We start from the raw sequence: 21852 nt of genomic DNA on the forward strand, positions 1-21852 counted from the left end.
GCATGAGTACCACTCAGTCAGGCGAATGCTTGCACCTGATGGCGGCTGTGCGCATGGCGCCCTCGGGTGCGCCGGATTTGGATTGGGGTCCGGTCTACTAACTTGCGCACAGCTGCCACCCATCCGTTTAGTAGCGAGATCGGTTGCGGCCTTACTAAAAGGTCTCAATCCAATGTTCAAAGTAACGCCCAATCCGCCGGAAACCGATCCGGCATCCCCCTACGAATCACCCAACTCAAAGAAATTCCACGAAGCCGCCGAACGCGCCCTCGACCACTACCTCAGCCCCACGGCCAGAATCATGGGTTCCACCCACGAACCCGAACCGATGTACCTCGCCAACCCGAAATACGACACCGAATCCCTGCTCGCCAACGCCAGCGAAACCCTCGGCTCGGCCACCACCATGCTCAATAACTTCGCCGCGCTGCTGGACACCTCACACCGCAAGACCGCACTCGGCATCGCGCAGGTTGTCATGTTGGGCGAATTGGCGGTGAATCAGGCACTGGATAAGGTTGTGCCGGCGGATTAACCCTAACGCTTTAAGAAGCCAAAGAAACCGGCCAATTAGCGCCGGTTTCTCGAGACTGCTAACTGGCAGCACGAACTCAGGCAAGTAGCCCGATGTTTTGGTCGATGCGTTGTTGAATGGTGCGCAAGGTTTCCTGGGTGATCACACCCGGATACAGACTTTCAGCCATGGTTGAGAATCGGCTAGCTACCACGCAAAATCTGTCAATGATGTCGGCGGCCGTAGCGGCATTTACTTCAGCCTCTACTGCAAGGTTGAGCAGGTTTTCTCTTCCAATTTCCAAGGCTTCACCCATCACGTCCATCTGGTGATAGCCTCCCGGCCCCTCGCAGAACGTGACGTCATAGGCCGGCGCTAATTTCCAGTCTCCGCCAGGCGACATGATGTAAGCAAAGTTCTTCGGATGGTCGTCTCGGTTGTTGAATGCGACATTGAAGACGACCCGCTCAAACGCTGCGGCTTTCTCTCGTACGTCATTGCTGCACTTATGAGTCGCACGCAGGAAGTTGACGTAGTCCAGCGCCCCGGGGGATCTGAAATCCGCACCGGTAAAGGCTGCAAGACTCTGCATGGGCACCCGCAAGTCGTTTTGTCGGTCAAAGCGTTTGGTGGCAAAAGCGGCCATTCCCTCAGACAGGCTGAAATAACGAGTGTCAGGAGTCTGGATACCGCACAAGCGTAAACATTCGGCATAGACCATTTCGATGGCGCACACCTCGGGATGTTCTTGCTGAGCCGGAAATTTCACCAACCAGGCTTCGAAACCGGGAGTGGCAGCCGTAGTAAAGGCATCAGTGTGCGGATCGCGATATACCAGCGCTTTTGGTCGGGCGCCCTGTGGAGAACCTCCGATCAGTAGTAGCTTCTGGAGAAGCTCTCCACCTTTACCTTTGAGTACTTCCTGCACTTCGGACGCGAGCAACTCGATGGGAACATGCAGTTGCGGTTCCAGCGCCTCGGGTGCAACAGGTTCAAACGACATGGCCCCCATGGCATTGTTGCCAATGTAGGCTAGCCGCTCCAAGGGGCCTATGCGCGCTGGGTTGAGGCCTCGACGTTTGAACAATCGGTCCATCAGCAACATGCCCCAGCCATCTGGCAGCGAGTCATAAACCGGCCCAGGCAGTCCCAACTGATGTGACGGGAAATCCCGGTTTAACCTGGCCCCCTGTAATGGAAGCCTCAAGGACGAGAGTTCCAGCCCTCTGTTTTTTGCCTCATCGCTGTACTCAAACATGACCTGCGGGCGACCGGTCAGGGCTTTCGTCGTAGCAAGTGTGCCCCACCGCCAACGTTCACCCCAGCCCGCGTAGTAGACGTCAACTTGTTCAAGCATTGTCGGCTTTCCTTTTGATGCGATGACGCTTGGCCGTTTTTTCGTAGCGAATGATATCGTCCAGAGTTTCGAGCCTTGGCAGAAACAACCCTTCGAGTTCCTTTTCGCGCCCGAGAACCATCGCCACTCGCACCATGTTGTCGAAACTCACATTACGACCGGCTTCAAGGTTTGACACCGTATTCGTCGCAATGCCCGCGCGAGCGGCCACGTCTGCCTGTGTCATCTCCAAAGCCAATCGTTCTGTGCGCAGGCGTTGGCAAATCCGTTTGACGATCTCGCTTGCGGTGGTGAGGCTTAAATCCAGCATGTCGTGTGTACCGTCGGCGTTCAGTTTTGATTCTCAGTACACAATATACTGTGGATTAAACCTAAAAATATCATTTAACTCACAGGAAAATGTAATTAGGTTTAATGCGTAGGATGAGCTCAGCACAGGTTGACGCGACAAGTTTCAACCCTGCTGCAAAACTTTCAAAGCCGCCGACGCCAAAAAGCCGGAGCGGCTTTTTTCTTCCGGGTGGTGCAACACATATTCGTCAATGCGGTTAAGCAAATGCCCCGGCAAAGTGATGTTGAGTTTCTGGGCTTTGCCCAAATACTTGAGCACATCGATATCCACCACGGCCCATGCACAACCGGCGTATTTCGGGTTGGCCACGTGCAGGCTCAGTTTGCTGGCCGCTGGAATGGGGGCGTCGTCGTCCGCCAGAATCTCGAAATGACCTTCGATGGCTTCGCGAGCCATGGCGACGGCATCGTCCAGATCCTCTCCGGCGGAAAAGCATCCAGGAATGTCCGGGACTTCTACACCCCAGGCGTGATGGTCATCGCCAATTGAAATCGCAATCGGGTAGAGCATATTCGTTGTCCTCCATGGCGCAACTGACTCAGAGAGTCAAAGCAGCGCCTGCTGCAAAATACTGATGGCCGTTTTCTTCAGCAGATCCTTTTTTGGATGTGGCACGGTGACCAGTCCTGGTTTGCTCGGATGCTTGAAGTGATGGTGACTTCCTTTGATCCTTACCAGATACCAACCGTCTGCGACGAGTTGGCCGATTAAAAAAACGGCTATTCACAACACCTCCCTGTGGTGTGCTTGGTGGGTACTATGCCCACTGGATTAATATGATCAACACTATAACCACCGGTCGGTAGTGGTCCTCTGACGGGCGGGGTCGCTTAGCGCAGTCTAGGTAAGGCAGAAGCGATGGTGAGGTGGGTGTGTTACCGGGTTTTGCTTATGTTCATGTGGCGATCTTCCGCTGCAAAATAATGGAACACATCTTTTTCTGACGTCACTGCTCGGGCTGCTAACGTTGAACTCTAATGGGCGAAGGTCATGACCCTCAACGAGCCTGTTGAAAGGAAATCACCTCTCGATATAGCCAGCGTAGTTATGCATGGAATTTGCCCATGTGATCGTCAGAAGGGAGTGAAACGGATGTCGACTCTAAAATTCAGCTATAGAGATGCAAAGGGCGATTTAAGTCAGCGGGAGTTGATTCAATGGTCAGAGAATTCGGTTTACATTCAAGGACGATCGGCCAGCGATACCTTTCCTAAAACCTATCGCAAGGATCGCATCATCGAAGTATTGCTTGGGGCTGAGCTGCTCTTAAAGGAGGCCGCTCCTCCTTCTCCGAGGCTTCAGCACGATCGAAAGCCACCGGCGCTCGTTGCTTCAGAAGCCGCTTCGCAAACGCCTGATCCGAAAATGTCACCGGGTAGGATCAATCAAATTCTTTTCACTGGGTTCGCAGCTGCACAACGGGCTGAGCTTGAGCAAAAGGCACTGGAATATGGGTTGAAGGTCATGAGTACGGCAGGCAAGACGCTGACGTTTCTTTGTTATGGTGAAAATGCGGGGCCAACCAAAGTTTCCAAGGCACTTGAGGCTGGAGCTTTCATCATCAACTCAGAGCAATTCTTGAATCTGATCACAACGGGAGAAATCCCCTGAAGTCATCACGTCGCTCAGCCTGCGCATTGAAACTGCACCAACCGCCGAATGCTTGTTACATGCAGCCAGCATCACCTCATTCTGCTTCTTGGTAGCTGCGGTCAGCACTTCACGGTAAACACGCTTTTTTTCATGGGATTTCGCATTACGGATGAAGTCTGCGAATGGGCTTGCGTACTCCCCTTTGAATCCGATTGTCATGGAATTGCCCCGTCATAGATCCCGAGCATGGGCACCATTTCGTGCCTCGCACGCTTCTCAAGGATTGTCGTTAGAGAGAACAAAAGCGTACAGGGGGAGAGCGCATCTTCAACTAGCGGAGTGTTTCTGAAAGGTTCCGAACTGCCCAATTGGCCAACCTCAAATCCCAGCCACAAAAAAACCGGCCCTATAGGCCGGTTTTTTCTATCCCTGCATCCCCCGTCAAAAAAACCAACGTGAGACCAATATTCGAGTGGAGCGGGTAGAGGGAATCGAACCCTCGTCGGAAGCTTGGGAAGCTACTGTTCTACCATTAAACTATACCCGCTCAGAGCGGCTGACTTTGTACCAGACTCGGCCACGGATTTGAAGTTTTTCTTTTACTCATGAACGCTTTGAATCACTGAAAACGGTCAATCGCGGGCGAGCACTGCGGTGAGAAAAGCAAAATCCCAGCCCCACAGCCTCGCTCGCGACGACACCCTTTCAAATAGCCAATGCATGTTGATCCTGAACAAACGAGTAACGCGTTCGGCTGGTCTGCTGCGCCGGTTTCAGAAAGCCGAGCAAGGCGTTCTGGCTATCGCGGCACGCGGCCTTGTGTTCCATGTCGAGAAAATGCCCGGTGGCTTGCAGCGTGGTGAACGTGCTCTGCGCCACGTGGTTGCCGAACAGGCGTGCATCTTCGGCAGCGGTGTATTCGTCCCATTCGCCGTTTAGAAACAGCACCGGCACGTTGATCTTTTTCGCTGCATTCAGATAGCACTGCCGATCGCTGTGCAGCACGTCGCTGATGTGGAAGTGCATCTGCCCGTATTCGTGCTCGGCGAGGCTGCTGACGTGACGGTAGTTGAAGCGTTTGAACAGTGACGGCAGGTGTTTGCCGATGGTGTTGTTGACCAGATGGCCGACGCGGTCGCCGTCACGCTGGCCGAGGTAGTCGACGCCGCGTTCGAGGTAATCGAGCATGTGTGCGTTGATCACTGGCGAGAACGAACTGATCACCGCCCGTTCGATGCGCCGTGGCTGCTGGGCGAGGGCGACCAGGGTCGCGGCGCCGCCCCAGGAAAACGACAGCACGTGTTCGGCGGCGAAGTGGTCGATCAGCTCGAGCAGAATCTGCCCTTCGACGTCCTTCGTCAGATGTTTCTCGTGGCGGTTGTGGGCTTTTGACCGACCCGCGTAGGGCTGGTCGTAACAAACCACGTTGAATTGCGGGTGCAGGTTTTTCACAGTCTGTGCAAACGACGCAGTCGTGGCCATCGAGCCGTTGACCAGAATGATGGTCTTTTCTGCGGCGTCTGCGCGATAGAACTCCGTGTAAACCCGATACTGACCCTGTATATCCAGCACAGCGATTTCTGGCCTCATGTCATAAGACTCCTGGCAAGCAAGCGGGTATGCGCGCAAATAGAGATTGCACGAGCTTTGTGACAGGTAGGCATACGCCTGGAATTTGCTTGGCCCATGTCGATCCATGACTGCGGTCGACGGGTATTGTTATTGGCGGGCAGTTTGTCGGCTGAGGCGAAGCCCTTGGGGCTTACGACCGGCAAAAAGTTTCTTAGAAGTATGTTGTGACTCGTCGGTCACAATCTGGCCGACGTCCTGATTCAAGCAGGGGAGTCGGGATCACGCAAGTGCCGTTGGTAAATTGTTCGACAACTTCTGCTGAGCGGTCGCCGGCTTAGAACAAATGGATCTCTTCGGTGCGCAAAGCGCGGTACTCGCCCGGTTTTAGCGCGTTATCGAGCAGCAGCGGGCCCATCGATTCGCGGTGCAGGCGCAGGACTTTGTTGTTGAAGAAACCAAACATCCGCTTCACCTGATGGTAGCGACCCTCGACGATGCTCAACCGCGCCGAGCGTGGACCGAGCAGCTCCAGTTGCGCTGGCTGCGTGGTCAGGTCTTCGAAGGCGAAGTAGATGCCCTCGGCAAAAGTGCTCGCATATTGCGCGCCAATCTCCTGCTCGGTCTCGACGTAGTAGACCTTCGGCAGTTTGGTCTTAGGTTGGGTCAGGCGTCGCGACCACGCGCCGTCGTTGGTGATCAGCATCAGACCGGTGGTGTTGAAGTCCAGGCGCCCGGCAATGTGCAGATCGTCCTTGTCCGGCTCATCGATCAGGTCGAGCACGGTCGGATGCTGCGGATCGCGGGTGGCGCTGACGCAGCCCGGCGGCTTGTGCAGCATGAAGTAGCGCGCCGGTTTGCCGCTTTGCAGGACTTCGTCATCGACTTCGACACGGCTGAATTCCAGCACTTCGCTGTGCGGGTCGCTGACGACTTTTCCGTCAATCCGCACGCGTTTTTCCACCAGCAACAGGCGAACCTGCTGACGGTTGTAGCGGGGCAGGTTGCTGAGGAAACGGTCGACGCGCATGTTCAGTGTTCGATGAATGAAGGGGCGCGCATCTTACGGGATCGGCCGCTTGGCCGCTTGCAGTTGCGCCTCGACCTGCGCGCAACGCGGGCACAGGCAGGATTGGTTGCGCAGTTCTGGCGGCAGTGCTTCAAGCACGGCCGGGTCGATGCTGACGCCATAGCACCAGCATTCGCGGTCGGCGGTGCGCGGGTCGGCAAGGCTACAATCGTTGCGGGCGCCGCAGGCCGGGCAGTGGTCGGGTTTAACGTCGGAATCAGGCATAAGTCGAGTGAGGCATTTCCACGCAGGTGCGATTGCGGCCGGTTTGTTTGGCTCGGTACATCGCATGATCGGCCCGCGACAGCAGGCTGTGCAAGGTGTCATCGCGTTGCAGGGTGGTGGCGCCGATGCTCACCGTCAGATGGAGGCGGTGGCCGTCGTAGGCATATTTGTGCTGTTCGACGTGTTGGCGGATCTTTTCGGCAATTTTCTGACCGGTGTCGCCGTCGGTGTCCTTCAGCAACACGATAAATTCCTCACCGCCCCAGCGGCAGACAATGTCGGCGTGGCGCAGGCAACTTTGCAGGTCGCGGGCAAAACCGATCAACACCTGATCGCCGGCCATGTGCCCGTAGGTGTCGTTCAATACCTTGAAATGATCGAGGTCGAGCAGCAATGCCGTTAGCGGTTTGGTCTCGCGTTGCGCTTCGTGCAGGGCTTGTGCGGCAAGAATGTCGAAGCCACGGCGATTGGGCAGTTCGGTAAGACTGTCGAGAATGGCCTGCGCCTGGATTTTGCTTTGATAGCGCTTGATCACGCGATTGAGCAACGCCAGGACAATCAGCGTCACCAGCAGGCAGATCAGCAGATTCAGGTACAGCGACTGACGGATTTCACTCAACGCGCCGTCTTCGCGTTTATCGACGAATAGATACCAGTTCAGCTCCGGGATAAACCTCACATTGAGGAAATGGCCCTGGCCGTGGGCGGAATATTCGTAGCTGCCGCTGTGCGGTTTCGGCAACTGGCTGACCAGACTCTTCATGCTTTCCAGTTCACTCAGGCTCTGGCCAATGTGCGCGCCTTCCGGACCGCCTTCGGCGCCGGTCAACACCAGTCGGCCAAAGGTGTCGACGAAGTACACGCTGCGTTGATAGCGCTGTTGATACTTGTCGATCAGCTTGATCACGGCGTCCACGGTCAGACCGACACCCGCCGCACCGATGAAGCGGTTGTGGTAGTCGTAAACCTTGTAGTTGATGAAGAAGGTCAGGTTGTCCTTGTTGGCCAGATCCGGGTCGACGTTGATCTCGTACGGATCCTTCATGTCGCGCACACGGAAGTACCAGGCGTCGCGCGGTTCATCGACCTTGACCTGCTTGAGCACGCCTTTGGCGTGGTAGTAAGTGTGGCTGGCGTTGGAGACAAAAAACGCGGTGTAGGCGCCGTAGTGGGTCATGACCTCGTCGAGGTAACGAGTCATCTGCTCGGGATTCTGCTCGCCGTTGACCACCCAGTCGCGCATAAAGGTGTCCCGGGACATCATCGAGGAAATCAGGATCGGCCTGACGAGGTCTTTCTGAATTTCCGAGTAGACCGTGTCGGAGGTCAGCGGCAGTTCGGTGTTGACGATGTTGTCGCGGATCGACGCGCGGGAGGCGTAGTAGCTGAGCAACGACGTGGCAAGGAAACCGGCGCCGAGCAGGGCGATCAGCGTCAGAACCAGTGAGCGTTGCGAGTACAGGGGAGAACGAAGCGGCATGGCGGTTCCGTTGGCAGTGGCCCGATGGCATGCATTCTAGTGGGATGGCCGGGAAAAGACTGCGGGATTCATGCCTGAAATGGCGGGGGATATGACGTTGAGGGAATGTCAGAAGGATCGCTCCCTCCCCCAGCCCTCTCCCGGAGGGAGAGGGAGCTAGATTGTGGTGATTTCAAAACCTGAGTTCGCCTCGGTTTCACCGAATGACAACCACCTGACAAACACCTCGGTCAGTCCCCTCTCCCTCCGGGAGAGGGCTAGGGTGAGGGTTGGTTTCCGGATCAGTTCCGAGTTTCAAGATACGCCCGCCAGCCCCCCAAATGACTGATGTCTTGTGCACCTTCCAGACCATACGGCTCACAAATAAACCCGCTCTCCCAACGCCCATCCGCCAGTTGCACCTTGCCCAATCCAAGCGGCGCCGGAATCCCGGTGAGGAACGAGCCCAACTCACTGCTCGGCAATTCCCACACCTCCACCGCAATCGCCACACCGCCATCCTTGACCCGCACCATGCCCGGCCGCAACGGCGGGCCGCCGGCCAACGCATGCAGTTGATAATCCGGCGAGCTCAACGTCGATTCCAGCAACCGCCCACCTCGTTGGGTCAGTTGCCAGTTCAACGCCAACCCTTGCAGATGCGCGCCACACACCACGATGCGTGCGCGATCGTTGCGCGCAACGTTCGTGGGTGTCGGCAGGGTCGGGTCCTGCTGGCGCTGCATCGCATCCGCGAGACTCAACAGATATTGATCGGTAAACGCCCGGCCAAACAGCGTCACGCCCCACGGCAATTCATTGGCCATAAACCCGCTCGGCACGGCGACGGCGGCGTAGTCGAGCAGGTTCATGAAGTTGGTGTAGTAACCCAGTTCCGAGTTGCGCAATACGGGTTCGGCGTGCAGTTCGGCGAGTGTCACCGGGCGGCCAATGGTTGGCGTGAGCACACAGTCGAGGCCTTCGAGGGCCTGATCGCACAGGGCTTTCAGGGCTTGCAGCCGATATTGCGCGCGGAAAGTCTGCACGCCGGTCACCGCCGGCGCCTTGGCCAGTACGGCGCGGATCACCGGTAAAACCGCCTCGGGATTTTTCTCCATCAACTCACCCGCCACGCTATAGCGCTCGGCAACCCACGGCCCTTCGTAAAGCAAACGCGCAGCTTCGAGGAACGGCGAAAGATCCAGCTCAACCGCTTCGCCACCCAAGGCCTTGAGCCGGTCAATGGCATCGCCGAACAGCAGTGGCCCTTCGACGCAACCGAAAAACTCCAGATCCTGTGCGCGCGGCACGCCGAAACGAAACGGCCGTGGCGCACCAAACGCCGAGCCGTCATTCCATGATGGATTGCGACGGCTGTACTCATCGCGCGGATCAAGTTTTGCCGTCAACGCGAGCAACTGACTGGCCTCACGCGCCGTCGCGGTAAACGTGGTCACGCAATCCAGCGTACGACACGCCGGCAGCACACCGGCGGTGGAGATCAGACCTTTGCTCGCCTTCAATCCGACCAGATTGTTCAGCGCCGCCGGCACTCGACCGGAGCCTGCGGTGTCGGTGCCCAAGGCAAAACTCGCCACGCCCAATGCCACCGCCAGCGACGAACCGGCGCTGGAGCCACCGGACGGATATTCCGTCAGCACGCTGTTCGGACAAGCGCCATACGGCGAGCGACTGCCATTGAGTCCCGTGGCAAATTGATCGAGATTGGTCTTGCCCAGCGGAATCGCCCCCAAGGCCATCAACTGCTCGACGATAGTCGCCGAGCGCTCCGGCACATAAGCAAAGTCCGGGCACGCGGCGGTGGTGGGAATGCCCGCCAGATCAATGTTGTCCTTGATCGCAAACGGCACGCCATACAGCGGCAGACTGTCGAGCTCGCGACCGTCGAGAGCGGCGAGATAGGGCTCCAGTTCTGCGACGCTGAGCAGGTGGATGAACAGGTGGTAATCCGGGTTCAGCGCGGCGGCTTTCTCGCGCAGTTTCGGCAGCAGTTGACGTGGTGTGGTGTCGCCATTGCGATAGGCCTGGCGCAGAACATCGAGTTGCAGATTCATGAGTTGATCCTTATCCAATTGGCTTCAGTCGAGTGCCAGCACCACGACCCGTTGTCCGGCACGCACCGCCGAACCGGGCTGCACGCGGATCTCGCGCACCACCCCGGCCATCGGCGCGAGCACCGGGATTTCCATTTTCATCGACTCGAGAATCACCAGCACATCGCCTGCTGCGACGCGACTGCCGGCCTCGACCTGCACCTGCCAGAGATTGCCGGCAATGTGGCTGTCGACGCTGTGTTCACCGTCGGCCAGCGACGCATCCTCAGTCAATTCCGCCACGGCTTCTTCGCTGTCGAAATGCGCCTGACCGCTGGCGATCCAGCGTTCGCGCTCGGCATTGAATGCGCCTTGTTGCTGAGCACGAAACGCGCTGATGCTCTCGGCTTCACGATTGAGAAACGTCTGATACTCGGCGAGGTTGAGCTGGCTGTGTTCGATGTTGAGATCGAAGCGGCCCAGCGGGAAATCGCGGCGGATGCGCAGCAGTTCTTCAGCGCTGACCGGGTAGAAACGAATCTGATCGAAGAAGCGCAGCAGCCACGGTTTACCATCGAACGCGGCGACTTCGCGGTAGCGATTCCACATCTGCAAAGTGCGCCCGACAAACTGATAACCGCCGGGGCCTTCCATGCCGTACACGCACATGTAGGCGCCGCCGATGCCTACCGAGTTTTCAGCGGTCCAGGTGCGCGCCGGGTTGTATTTGGTCGTGACCAGACGATGGCGCGGATCCAGCGGCGTGGCCACTGGCGCACCGAGGTACACGTCGCCAAGGCCCATCACCAGATAGCTGGCATCGAACACCGTGCGCTGCACTTCGTCGAGATTGGGCAGGTCGTTAATGCGACGGATGAACTCCAGATTGCTCGGGCACCACGGCGCGTCCTTGCGCACGGTGGTCATGTATTTCTCGATGGCCAACTGGCAGGCCGGGTCGTCCCACGACAACGGCAAATGCACGATGCGTGACGGTACTTTCAGGTCGTTGGCGGCGCACACCGCGTCCCATTCACCGGCGATTATGCCGAGCAGATCGGCGAGTGGCAGTTGCTCCGGCTGGTAGTGGATTTGCAATGAGCGAATGCCGGGGGTGAGGTCGATCACGCCGTGCAGGGATTTGTGTTCCAGCGCTTGCATGAGGGCGTGGGCGCGGAAGCGCAGAACAAGATTGAGTTCAGGCTCGCCGATTTCCAGGAGTAAATGGGTGTCGCCAGAAACCCGCGCAACAAGCCGCCGATCCCCCTGACCCAAATCCAGCACTACAGGTGACATCAAACCCTGTGGGAGCGAGCCTGCTCGCGAATGCGGTGGATCAATCAATTCTGATGTGTCTGAAATATCGCCTTCGCGAGCAGGCTCGCTCCCACAGGGGAGATCCCATTTCAGGGCGAGATCGCGTGCGGTCTTGAGGTCGACGGGGATGAACTGGATTTTATCGCCGGCCTTGAGCTGCCCCAGTTGCCACAGATCCGCTTCAATCACCGTCACCGGGCACACGAACCCGCCAAGGCTCGGGCCGTCCTGCCCGAGGATCACCGGCATGTCACCGGTAAAATCCACCGCGCCGATGGCATACGGATTGTCGTGAATATTCGACGGATGCAACCCGGCCTCGCCACCGTCGGCCCGCACCCATTCCGGCTTCGGCCCAATCAGCCGTACACCGGTGCGGCTGGAATTGAAATGCACTTCCCACTGGGTTTCAAAAAAAGTGCCGATGTAATTTTCGGTGAAATATTCCGGCGCAGCGTGCGGGCCGTAAATCACCCGAATCTGCCGCACCGCCGGCAACTTGAAAATGTGCTGGAGTGCCAGTTGTTGACCGCTGCTACGGTCGGCCAGCGCAGGCACATGCAACACATCCCCGGCACGCAACGCCCGACCACCATGCCCACCAAACTGGCCGAGGGTGAAAGTGCTTTTGCTGCCCAGATAATCCGGCACCTGCAAACCGCCGCGCAGGCACAGATAACTGCGTGCCCCGGCGCCGCTGATGCTGCCCAGATGCAACGTCGCACCCGCCGGGATCAGCAGGGCGGTATTCATCGGCACGCTTGCACCTTCAAGCGTCAGGGCAATCTGCGCGCCGGTCACCGCGACCACCGCTTCACAATTGAAGCGCAACAAAGGTCCGCTCATGGTGATTTCCAGCGCCGCCGCACCTTCAGCATTGCCAAGCAAGCGATTGCCCAGGCGCAGCGCGCGACTGTCCATCGGCCCCGACGGCGGCACACCAACGGCCCAATAACCGAGGCGGCCGGGATAGTCCTGCACGCTGGTTTGTGTGCCGGCGCTGAGCACTTCGAAAGTGTTGGCGCGATAAACCAGACTTTCCAGGCAACGGGTCCACGGTTCACCGCTGGCGAACGGCGTGTCGAGGAGAATCTGCCGCAGGTAATCGCGGTTGGTTTCCACGCCATACAACAGACTCTCGCGCAGCGCTTGATGCAACTCGGCACGCGCCTGTTCGCGAGTCGGCGCCCAGGTGATGACCTTGGCGATCATCGGATCGAAATACGGCGGGATCTCGCAGCCGGCCTCGACCCAGGTATCGATGCGCAGTTGAATGCCGTTGGCCGGTGGAAATTCCACTGCCGTCAGCAAGCCCGGGCTGGGCTGAAAATCGCGCCCTGGATCCTCCGCGTACAACCGCGCCTGAATCGCATGGCCCTCGGGGTTCAGCTCACGATACAAGTCGCTCAGCGGCGGCAAATCTCCCGCCGCCAGCTCAACCATCCAGCGCACCAGATCGACGCCCCAGACCTGTTCGGTGACGCCATGCTCCACCTGCAAGCGCGTGTTCACTTCGAGAAAATAGAAGCGTTGCGCCTCGCTGTCGAAAACGAATTCCACTGTGCCGGCGCTGCGATAATTCACCGCTTTCGCCAGTTTGATCGCTGCCGCGCACAGCGCATCGGCCATGCCGTCCGGCAGGTTCGGCGCCGGGGTTTCTTCGAGGACTTTCTGATTGCGCCGCTGCACCGAGCAGTCGCGCACGCCGAGGGCGATGACCTCACCGCGACCGTCACCGAACACCTGCACTTCCAGGTGCCGGGCGCGCTGGATGTACTTCTCGATAAACACACCGGCGTCGCTGAAGTTGTTCTGGCCGAGACGTTTTACCGCTTCAAACGATTCGCTTAATTCAATGGCGCATCGGCATACACGCATGCCGATGCCGCCACCGCCGGCGGTGCTTTTCAGCATGACCGGGTAGCCGACCTGTTCGCCGGCAATCAGCGCGGCGTCGAGGCTGTCGAGCAGTTCGGTGCCTTCGAGCATCGGTACGCCGTGTTGTTTGGCGAGGGCGCGGGCGGTGTGCTTGAGGCCGAACACGCGCAGTTGTTCGGGCGTTGGACCGATGAAGGCGATGTTCTGCGTTTCGCAGGCTTCGGCGAACGCGGCGTTCTCTGACAGAAAACCGTAGCCGGGATGGATCGCCGTGGCGCCGCTTTGTTTGGCAATGGCGAGGATCTTTTCGACGGCCAGATAAGTGCCGGCAGCAGCGCCTTCACCGAGGCTGTGCGCTTCATCGGCGTGCAGGATGTGCAGGCTGGCGACGTCGGCTTCGGAATACACGGCCACGCCTTTCACCTGCAAAGATTCAAAGGTGCGCAGGATGCGGCAGGCGATGGCGCCACGGTTGGCGATGAGGACTTTTTCGAACATGGCATAACCCCTGAAGGGGGAGCGGGCCGTCCCGCTGTTTTTCGACAGACATCCGGGCCGTCCCGGATGAAAAAACACACTTCAGAACACCACCGATCCCCTGTAGGAGTGAGCCTGCTCGCGATAGCGTCGGATCAGTCAAAACTCATGTACCTGACACACCGCTATCGCGAGCAGGCTCACTCCTACAGTTTGATCTGTGGTGGTTTCACTTTTTCAAGCACTGCCCGGAGCGCGCCTGGCACAGGGCGAAAAGCCAACGGCGCAACCGGCTGATTTTCAGTTCCATACCAGCAGCTCCGCAGGTGTCGGGTTGTAGGCGTTGCACGGGTTGTTCAACTGCGGGCAGTTGGAAATCAGCACGATTACATCCATCTCCGCACGCAAGTCGACGTACTTGCCCGGCGCCGAAATCCCGTCCTCGAACGTCAGTCCGCCGTCCGCCGTGACCGGCACATTCATGAAGAAATTGATGTTCGGCCCGATGTCGCCTTTGCCCAGTCGGCCGTCATGGGCGCAGGCGCGCAGGTAGTTGTCGCGGCAGCTGTGCATGTAGCGTTTCCCCAAGGCGTAACGCACGGTGTTGCTCTCCTGCGCGCAGGCACCGCCGAGGGTGTCGTGGCGCCCGCAGGTGTCGGCGACGATGGTCAGCATTGCGTGGCCGAGGTTGGAATACAGCACGCTGCCGGTGCTCAGGTAGACGCTGTTCTGCCGGCGCAAAGTGCGCTGCACGTCGTAGCGTTCCTTGGGATTGGCGAGGCTGTAGAACAAGGTATCGACCGCTTGATTGCCTTCCAGGTCGAGAATGCGCAGCGTCTGCCCAGCCTTGACCTCCATCAGCCAGGGTTCCCCGGCCGGGATCGTGGCGCGGTACACCGCTGTGTCGGGTTGGTTTTGCGAAGTGGCGATAGCAACTGACATGACAGCGATCCTCAGGCGAACAAACGGTCGGTGTTGATAAAGCCGCGCTCATTTTCCGGGCGCGAGTTGCGGCAGTGTTCGGCGACGCTGGCGTCGGCGTTCATCCAGCTCAGCTTCAGTGGTTTCGGTGCGTATTCCGGCGACGGGTCCATTGGATGTTGCAGCGCGGTGAGCACCACCAGCGTGTCCATCGGCGCGTACAATTCGATGTAGTCGCCAGCCTTGGAGTTGCCCTCGACGAAGTGGAAACACCCGGCCTCATCGACGTTCACACGGCTGAACAGATTGAGCGTCATCAGCAGATCCGACAGGCCCAGCCCCCACTTGCCGAGCTCCACCAGCAGGTTGTCGGTGCCGTTGCGGAAGAAGCCGTTGCGCAGTTCCTGATAGCGGCCCTGACCGTACTTCTGCGCGACTTCTTCGGCGCAGAGCACACCGCCGAGGCTGTCGCTCCAGCCGCAGGTGTCAGCAGTGATTGCAGCCAGCACGCGGCCCATGTCCGAGTACAGGCAATGGCCACTGGTGAGCTTGGCGGTGTGTTGGCATTTGAGGCTGTCGGGCAGGTTCAGCCGCTCGGTTTTTTCATTGGCGTTGAGCAAGGTCAGGCTGACGTTGGCGCCGCCGCGCAGATCGGTCAGGCGCAGCAATTGGCCGCGCTTCAACACGAAGGAACGGTGGCCGCCGCCGGGGAGCATTTCTTCGGCAAACGGTGGGAACAGTTGAGTCGAATCGGTCATCGGCTTATTCATTGAAGAAGTCCTCTCAAGCGGTGCGAAGGGCGCCTGCCAGTGGCAACGGCAGGGCGTCGACGGCGGCGCGTTGGGCGCGGCGGTCGCTGTTCAAAGGGATGTCGTAGGTGATGCGCGCGCCATAGGCGCCGGGGGCGTGCGGGTCGAGGCGAACCTTGTCGAACACCAGCAAACGCGTGCCGAGGCTGAAGCCTTCGGACAGGTCATGGGTGACCATGAACACGGTCAGTTTGGTCTCGCGCCACAGCTCCAGCAGCAACGCGTGCATGTCTTTGCGGATGCCCGGATCGAGCGCGCCGAACGGTTCGTCGAGCAGCAACACCCGTGGTTTCATAATCAGCGCCTGGGCAATCGCCAGCCGTTGCTGCATACCGCCGGACAACTGTGCCGGGTACTTGTCCAGCGCATGACCGAGGCCGACTTTGTGCAGTAGCGCCGCCGCCTGTTCGCGCGCCTCACGTTTGCCGCTGCCGAACAACCGACCGAGCAACGGCGCACGCGGCAATTCGAGGCCGAGGGCGACGTTGTCGAGCACGCTCAAATGCGGGAACACCGAGTAGCGCTGGAACACCACGCCACGGCTGGCATCCGGTTCGCTGGCCAGCGCTTGACCGTCGAGCAGAATCTCGCCGCGGCTCGCTGTTTCCTGACCGAGCAGCAGGCGCAGGAAGGTCGATTTGCCGCAACCGGACGCGCCGACCAGGGTGCAGAACTCGCCCTCATTGACGCTCAGGTTCAAGCCTTCCAGCACCACTTGATCGGCGTATTGCTGCCAGACGTTTTTTACCGTGATGAAGCTCATTTGGCCGCCCCCTCATACCAAGGGAAGGCGCGACGAGTCAGGTATTTCAAGCCCCAATCCATCAGCCAGGCGAGGAGGGTGATCCACACCACATATGGCAGAATCACGTCCATCGCCAGATAACGCCGGACCAGAAAAATCCGGTAGCCGAGGCCGTCGGTGGAGGCGATCGCTTCGGCGGCAATCAGGAACAGCCACGCCGAACCGAGCATCAACCGCAACGAGATCAGCAAGCGTGGCAGCAGTTGCGGCAGCACCACACGCAGCATCAGCGTCCAGGTCGAGGCGCCGAGGGTCTGCGCCTTGATCAGCAGTTCGACCGGTATTTCCCGGGCGCGTTGTTCCAGATCGCGAGCGAGCGCCGGGGTGATGCCGATGACGATCAGCATCACCTTCGACAACTCGCCCAGACCGAAAACAATGAACAGAATCGGCAGGATCGCCAGCGGTGGCACCATCGACAGCACCGTCAGCAGCGGCGACAAAGGCGCGCCGAACAGCGGCAGCGTGCCGGCGGCGATGCCCAGGCACAGCCCGGCCAAAGCGGCGATGCCGAGGCCGATGGCCAGACGCCGCAGACTCGACGCGGTGTCCTGCCACAACAGGTAGTCACCGGTGCGGCTGTCGGCATTCAAGGCCAAGCGTTTTACCGCGTCGCTCATCTGCACGGCGCTGGGCAGCAGTTTGTCGTTGGGGGTGTCCGCGAGGCGCTCGGCCGAGCCCATGAAATAGGCGAACAGCAGCAAAGCGAACGGCAGGATCACCAGCAACAGGCGACTCGGGCGATCCGGGTGGCGATTGATCAGGCGCATGGCCAAATCCTCCGTGGCTTACAGCTTGGCGTCGGCGGCCATCTGCACGTAGGTCGGATCGAAACGCAGCTTGAGATTGCCGGTATCGCCACTGGTCACGCCGTTGGCGAAGGCCATGCCGACCGCGCTGGTGTCTTTCGCGCCTTCACCCAGCAAGCCGTGCTGGAAGGAGAACTCGGCGACCTTGCGCATGGTTTCCGGTAGCTGTTTGCTGGTGGCGAAGTTCAGCGCTTCGCTTGGCGTGGCGAACAGTTTGGTGGTGTCGAGTTGTGCCTGGAATCCAGCGAGGTCGGTGCCCGAAGCTTTGGCCATATGCTCCAGCGCAGCCTTGCTCGCGGCGGTTTTGGCGTTCATCAGTTCGACCACTTCGAACCACGCGCCGGTCAGCGCTTTGCCCAGCGCCGGGTTGTCTTTGAGGGTGGCGCTGTTGACCACCATCATGTCCATGATCTCGCCGGGAATCTGGCTGGAATTGAACACCTCGGTCACACCCGGTTTGGCCTTGATGTCCGAGAGCATCGGGTTCCAAGTAGTGACGGCGTTGACCTGTTCGGTGTTGAAAGCGGCGGAGATATCGGCGTCGGAAGTGTTGACCACTTTCAGGTCTTTCTCGGTCAGGTCGACCGAGTCCAGCGCGCGGGCCAACAGGTAATGCGAGACCGACAGTTCGACCAGGTTGACGTCCATGCCCTTGAGATCGGCGACTTTCTTGCCGTCGCCCTTGAGGACGATGCCGTCGTTGCCGTTGGAGAAGTCGCTGACGATCAGCGCGGTGCTGTCGACGCCGCCGGCGGCCGGAATGGTCAGCGCGTCCATGTTGGTCATGGTGCAGCCGTCGAACTGGCCGGCGGTGTACTGGTTGATCGATTCGACGTAGTCGTTGAGCTGCACGACGTCGATCTTGATCCCGTACTTCTTCGCCCATTTGTCGACGATGCCCTGGCTGCCGGCGTATTCCCATGGCATCCAGCCGGCGTAAATCGTCCAGCAGACGCTGAAGTGGTCTTTCTGGGCGGCGGGGGATTGGGTACTGATGAGCGCGGCGAAGGCGGCGGCGAGCAGGGCGGGCAAACGTAGTCGGGTCATGGTGGCTTCTCCAGTTGATCAAGGGCGGACAGGATGGCAACGCGGCACCGCGAACGGTGGCTTGTCTCCCGGGCTTTTGTCCCGCCGTGTAACCTCAACTGGAGGTCGCCAACTCTCGGACCAGCCACTCGCGATTGCGAGCCGGAACCCTAGTCAGCCATTGCAAATTGTGGTGCCGCGAACCTGTGATGACTCCTGCACGGGTTTGCTAAAGCGAGACGCGTGCCAAGTCGCGACAGGCGCTCTGGTACGGGCGCGCGGGTTGCTTAGGTTTGGCGGCGAGGGCGCTGAGGCGCTTTGTGTTGGTGCGCGGCTGCACCGTGATGCAGCGTATCAGCCGCTGATCCGATGGTTTTGGGTTGTTGGCACTCGGCATGGCTTTGCCAGTCAAAACAGATGTCAGCCGGTCTGTGCCGACTGCTGTCGCGGGTCTTTCAGGAGGCCGCCATGCTTATTCAGAAAACGTTGCGACGAGCGCTGCTGGGAGCGGTGCTCGGTTTGGGTCTGTCCGGTTGTTATTACTACGCCGGACCCTACGGCGGTTACCCCGCTACTTACTACTCTCCCGGCTATTACTCACCTTATTCCTACGGCAGTTATTACGGCCCGCGCTACTACGGCGGCGCGCGTTATTACTACGGTGGCTACGGGTATCGAGGCGGTTACGGACGGGGTTATCACGGCGGCGGATATCACGGTGGCCACCATTAATCAGCGGCTGAATGACAGCGTTTTTGCGGATGAACAAGGTTTCATCAATCACTTGTTTCAACTTGTTACGGGAACGCACCAGATGCCAAAAGCGCTGTCTGATTTTTCGACAGTCACCGATTAAATGACTGTCGCCTGCCAGCGTCGCTGGTGTGGCCAACCCGCGGTCCAGGAGGCCGCCATGTATAGACGAATTCTTCTACTTGCTGCGTTGATGTTTTCCGTTGCCGGTTGCGTCCCGTACTCCTACGCGGACTCGTATTACAGCTCAGAGGTCTACACATCACCTGCACCGGCCTACTACAACACGGGTGGCACGTATTACAACGGTGGCAGCAGGTATTACGCGCAGCCACGCTACTACCAGCCAGCCCCGCGGTACTACCAGCAACCGCGCTATTACCAATCGGCGCCGCGTTACTACCAACCGGCTCCACGTTATTACGAGAGCCGTCGCTGGCACGGCAATGATCGCGGGCGTTGGGATGGTCATCGTCGCGGCGGTTGGGATAACGATCACCGCGGTCGTGGCAACTATGACCGACACAGCGGACGTGGCGACCACAATGGACGTGGCAACCGCTGGTAAATCCACGCAAATGAAAGCGGCGCTATTAGCGCCGTTTTTTTATGCCCGTCGAAAAAGTCGTCCCGTTAGCCATCTCCTAGGGCATTCCCAGACGCTTCCTACAGTTTCATTTCCTTGCATTTGTTAGCGTTTGTTCCTGCCGAACGAGGTGAGCAAAACTCAGTTCAATAGCGGCGAATAAACGGACGATGCCGCTATGAAGCTTCTTGTGATTCACCAAAACTTTCCGGGCCAGTTCCGTCACGTGGTGCTGGCAGCGATTGACAGGCGTTATGAGGTTTTGGCGATAGGTCGGGATACGGCGCCGGGTATCGCAGAGGTGAAAATATATCGATACCGCGCTGCCAGCAGAGCCGCGGGCGATATTCACCCCTATCTGGCCCGTTACGAACAAGCGGTGACTGATGGACAGAAGGTTTTTGAAATTCTGAGCCGACTGAAACATTCGGGTTATCGGCCGGACGTGATTCTCGCTCATCCCGGATGGGGGGAAACGCTCTTCGTCAAGGATGTCTATCCTGACGCGCCGCTTATTCACTATTGCGAATATTACTATCGGGCGCAGGGCGCGGATTCCGGATTCGACCCTGAATTCCCGCGAGCCACAAGAGAGTCTTCGAGGCTGCGAGTGCTCAATTCGCTGCATCTTTTGAATCTCGAGCAATGTGACATTGCCATTGCGCCCACGCGGTGGCAGCGCAGTCTGTTTCCGGCCGCTTATCAGTCGGCCATTCGGGTTATTCACGAGGGCGTCATTCAAAGTTCCTGTTTGGCGAAAGTTGGGGCCGTCAGGTTGCGCAATGGCGTCGAACTGAGAGCCGGGCAGCCGATCGTTACTTATGTCGCGAGGAATCTTGAGCCTTATCGCGGGTTTCACAGTTTTATGCGAGCGATCCCGCATATTCAGGCTGGGTGTCCCGATGCGCAGATAATCATAGTGGGCGGTGATGCCGTCAGTTACGGGCGTAAGCCGGTTGGCTATGCAAATTGGCGCAGCAGGATGGAGGCAGAGGTAAGTTTCGATCATTCCACCGTCCATTTTACAGGGAAGCTTCCTTACCAGACTTACCGGGCAGTTCTGGACTGTTCAAAGGCTCATGTTTATTTGACGTATCCGTTTGTTATGTCGTGGTCGTTACTGGAGGCGATGTCGGCTGGGTGCGTGGTAGTAGCGTCGGATACGGCTCCGGTAAGGGAGGTGATCGTCGATGGTTACAATGGAATGCTGGTGGATTTCTTCGATCATCACGGTATCGCCAAACGTATTACCAAGGTTCTTGATTCTGTTGATGAGTACGACAGCCTGCGCAGCGCCGCGAAGTTGACGGCGAGCAGATTTGATGTGGAGTACGGCACGACACAATACTTTGAGGTATTTGAAAGCGCGACGTCCGGGCATCTGAAGAAACAGCCTGCTCCTCAGTTTGACAGGGAGATTTGAAATGCTCCGGATGTCGCGTAAGCAATGGGTTAAATGGTTTAAGAAGTTGTTGAAGTATGGCTTGTTTGTTTATGTCTGTTATTGCGTGGTGGATTTTTATATCCGTGAAGAACAAGTCGCCGAGGCGATGGCAGTCTATTACGCGGATCAGGAGGCCTGTCAAAAGAAGCTGGCGAGCATGAAGCAGGTGCCCATACTGGGCGGCAGCTATGTGGATAAGACTCTGGGGCCGGAGTTTTATGTGGGCATGCCTGAACTGGCGAATAAGAAAGCGTGTCTGGCCAATACGCTCAAGGGGCATTTCTGGTGGACCGGGACGGGTTTGCACCGGTACCAGGATCAGAGCCTGAAGTCGATTCCTGAAAGTTGGCGTCTTTATAAATTGACCGCCGGGCTTTATACAAGAAAAGAGACTAGCGAGCCCCATGAACGGGGCTATCGGCACGTCAACTGGCCGGATGAGTTGATTGTGAAGTTGAAAAATTATCCGGGGTTAGAGATTTGGCTGGATGCTCCGCCGCCGCATTTCAAGAATGTGGATTCCGTCAGAACGTTTGTCATTACTGGCTGGCCGCGGCGTGATGGCACCCCTCGGTTGATAGGCTGTGACGGTTTGATTCGCCCGGCTTCCGAAGAACAACTGACTGACGAGAAATTGGCAAGGCTCAGCAGAGCAGAATTGGAAAATCTGGATTTTGGCAAGTTGAACTTTTTCTGCACTGTCAATCTGGATAGCTTTGACTTTGCTGGGGGGCACGGCAGCGTAGACCTCGGTCTATCGTCATTACGCGAAGCACCTGAGATGCTCAAGTTTCTCAGTGATTATCTTTCACGCTCAGTTATTACAAGGAAGTAA

The 21852-nt window shown here is 58.3% G+C and carries 22 protein-coding genes, 1 tRNA gene and 1 riboswitch; of the genes, 6 read left to right on the forward strand and 17 right to left on the reverse strand.

Annotated elements, in window-relative coordinates; all coding sequences use genetic code 11:
* The first annotated feature begins 172 nt into the window (after positions 1-172).
* Positions 173-535: a DUF6124 family protein gene (locus PspR84_RS07185; protein WP_160056506.1), complete on the forward strand. Its 363-nt coding sequence runs from the start codon at positions 173-175 to the stop codon at positions 533-535.
* Positions 536-611: 76 nt separating this feature from the next.
* Here the strand turns inward: PspR84_RS07185 and PspR84_RS07190 are convergent, their stop codons facing one another.
* From PspR84_RS07190 to PspR84_RS07205, 4 genes are all read right to left on the reverse strand, one after another.
* Entirely contained in the window at positions 612-1871 is a 1260-nt protein-coding gene (locus tag PspR84_RS07190) for a type II toxin-antitoxin system HipA family toxin (RefSeq protein WP_160056508.1), read from the reverse strand.
* Complete coding sequence (locus tag PspR84_RS07195; protein ID WP_095119135.1) at positions 1864-2181, reverse strand: helix-turn-helix transcriptional regulator; 318 nt, start codon at positions 2179-2181, stop codon at positions 1864-1866. The genes PspR84_RS07190 and PspR84_RS07195 overlap by 8 nt, the downstream gene beginning before the upstream one ends.
* Positions 2182-2325: 144 nt before the next feature.
* Positions 2326-2733, reverse strand: a complete 408-nt coding sequence (locus tag PspR84_RS07200) for a type II toxin-antitoxin system HicB family antitoxin (RefSeq protein WP_007911473.1) — start codon at positions 2731-2733, stop codon at positions 2326-2328.
* Positions 2734-2769: 36 nt separating this feature from the next.
* Positions 2770-2946 carry a type II toxin-antitoxin system HicA family toxin gene (locus PspR84_RS07205; protein WP_160060057.1) on the reverse strand — a complete coding sequence of 59 codons (177 nt, stop codon included), beginning with the start codon at positions 2944-2946 and terminating at the stop codon, positions 2770-2772.
* Positions 2947-3213: 267 nt separating this feature from the next.
* On the opposite strand from PspR84_RS07205, the gene PspR84_RS07210 reads away from it, so the two are divergent.
* Complete coding sequence (locus PspR84_RS07210; RefSeq protein WP_238785229.1) at positions 3214-3834, forward strand: BRCT domain-containing protein; 621 nt, start codon at positions 3214-3216, stop codon at positions 3832-3834.
* Here the strand turns inward: PspR84_RS07210 and PspR84_RS07215 are convergent.
* The 13 genes from PspR84_RS07215 to PspR84_RS07275 all read right to left on the reverse strand — a co-directional run bounded on the left by PspR84_RS07215 (position 3790) and on the right by PspR84_RS07275 (position 18255).
* Entirely contained in the window at positions 3790-4035 is a 246-nt protein-coding gene (locus tag PspR84_RS07215) for a hypothetical protein (RefSeq protein ID WP_160056510.1), read from the reverse strand. The two genes, PspR84_RS07210 and PspR84_RS07215, sit on opposite strands and share 45 nt — an antisense overlap.
* Before the next feature lie 254 nt (positions 4036-4289).
* Positions 4290-4363 (reverse strand) — tRNA-Gly (locus PspR84_RS07220).
* Positions 4364-4521: 158 nt separating this feature from the next.
* Positions 4522-5406, reverse strand: coding sequence for an alpha/beta hydrolase (locus PspR84_RS07225; RefSeq protein ID WP_077571505.1), 885 nt, complete (start codon positions 5404-5406; stop codon positions 4522-4524).
* A 316-nt stretch (positions 5407-5722) separates the two neighbouring features.
* On the reverse strand, positions 5723-6415 hold the full coding sequence (locus PspR84_RS07230) for a pseudouridine synthase (RefSeq protein WP_095119132.1): 693 nt from the start codon (positions 6413-6415) through the stop codon (positions 5723-5725).
* Positions 6416-6448: 33 nt separating this feature from the next.
* Positions 6449-6679, reverse strand: coding sequence for a cysteine-rich CWC family protein (locus PspR84_RS07235; RefSeq protein ID WP_064119704.1), 231 nt, complete (start codon positions 6677-6679; stop codon positions 6449-6451).
* Positions 6672-8159, reverse strand: coding sequence for a sensor domain-containing diguanylate cyclase (locus PspR84_RS07240; protein ID WP_160056512.1), 1488 nt, complete (start codon positions 8157-8159; stop codon positions 6672-6674). The genes PspR84_RS07235 and PspR84_RS07240 overlap by 8 nt, the downstream gene beginning before the upstream one ends.
* A 281-nt stretch (positions 8160-8440) precedes the next feature.
* On the reverse strand, positions 8441-10213 hold the full coding sequence (gene atzF, locus PspR84_RS07245; protein WP_160056514.1) for an allophanate hydrolase: 1773 nt from the start codon (positions 10211-10213) through the stop codon (positions 8441-8443).
* 24 nt (positions 10214-10237) lie between these two features.
* The gene (gene uca / locus PspR84_RS07250; RefSeq protein WP_160056516.1) at positions 10238-13885 is read right to left on the reverse strand and encodes an urea carboxylase; all 3648 of its coding nucleotides are present in this window, start codon (positions 13883-13885) and stop codon (positions 10238-10240) included.
* Positions 13886-14164: 279 nt separating this feature from the next.
* Positions 14165-14806 (reverse strand): urea amidolyase associated protein UAAP2, encoded by a 642-nt coding sequence (locus PspR84_RS07255; protein WP_160056518.1) that lies wholly within the window; start codon positions 14804-14806, stop codon positions 14165-14167.
* An 11-nt stretch (positions 14807-14817) separates the two neighbouring features.
* Positions 14818-15543, reverse strand: a complete 726-nt coding sequence (locus PspR84_RS07260) for an urea amidolyase associated protein UAAP1 (RefSeq protein WP_160060059.1) — start codon at positions 15541-15543, stop codon at positions 14818-14820.
* A 25-nt stretch (positions 15544-15568) separates the two neighbouring features.
* Positions 15569-16357, reverse strand: coding sequence for an ABC transporter ATP-binding protein (locus PspR84_RS07265; RefSeq protein WP_160056520.1), 789 nt, complete (start codon positions 16355-16357; stop codon positions 15569-15571).
* Positions 16354-17169, reverse strand: a complete 816-nt coding sequence (locus PspR84_RS07270) for an ABC transporter permease (protein WP_160056522.1) — start codon at positions 17167-17169, stop codon at positions 16354-16356. The genes PspR84_RS07265 and PspR84_RS07270 overlap by 4 nt, the downstream gene beginning before the upstream one ends.
* A gap of 18 nt (positions 17170-17187) precedes the next feature.
* A complete protein-coding gene (locus PspR84_RS07275) occupies positions 17188-18255 on the reverse strand; it encodes a putative urea ABC transporter substrate-binding protein (RefSeq protein ID WP_160056524.1) in 1068 nt (355 codons plus the stop codon).
* Between the two features lie 63 nt (positions 18256-18318).
* A riboswitch (guanidine-I (ykkC/yxkD leader) is annotated at positions 18319-18419 on the reverse strand.
* Positions 18420-18702: 283 nt separating this feature from the next.
* Here PspR84_RS07275 and PspR84_RS07280 point away from each other — a divergent pair.
* The 4 genes from PspR84_RS07280 (at position 18703) to PspR84_RS07295 (ending at position 21852) form a co-directional block, all read left to right on the forward strand.
* A complete protein-coding gene (locus tag PspR84_RS07280; RefSeq protein WP_160056526.1) occupies positions 18703-18966 on the forward strand; it encodes a hypothetical protein in 264 nt (87 codons plus the stop codon).
* 181 nt (positions 18967-19147) lie between these two features.
* Positions 19148-19555 (forward strand): hypothetical protein, encoded by a 408-nt coding sequence (locus tag PspR84_RS07285; protein ID WP_150706204.1) that lies wholly within the window; start codon positions 19148-19150, stop codon positions 19553-19555.
* A 196-nt stretch (positions 19556-19751) separates the two neighbouring features.
* Entirely contained in the window at positions 19752-20996 is a 1245-nt protein-coding gene (locus PspR84_RS07290; protein WP_160056528.1) for a glycosyltransferase family 4 protein, read from the forward strand.
* A gap of 1 nt (position 20997) precedes the next feature.
* Complete coding sequence (locus tag PspR84_RS07295; protein ID WP_160056530.1) at positions 20998-21852, forward strand: hypothetical protein; 855 nt, start codon at positions 20998-21000, stop codon at positions 21850-21852.

The sequence above is a fragment of the Pseudomonas sp. R84 genome (assembly GCF_009834515.1).
Taxonomy (GTDB): domain Bacteria; phylum Pseudomonadota; class Gammaproteobacteria; order Pseudomonadales; family Pseudomonadaceae; genus Aquipseudomonas.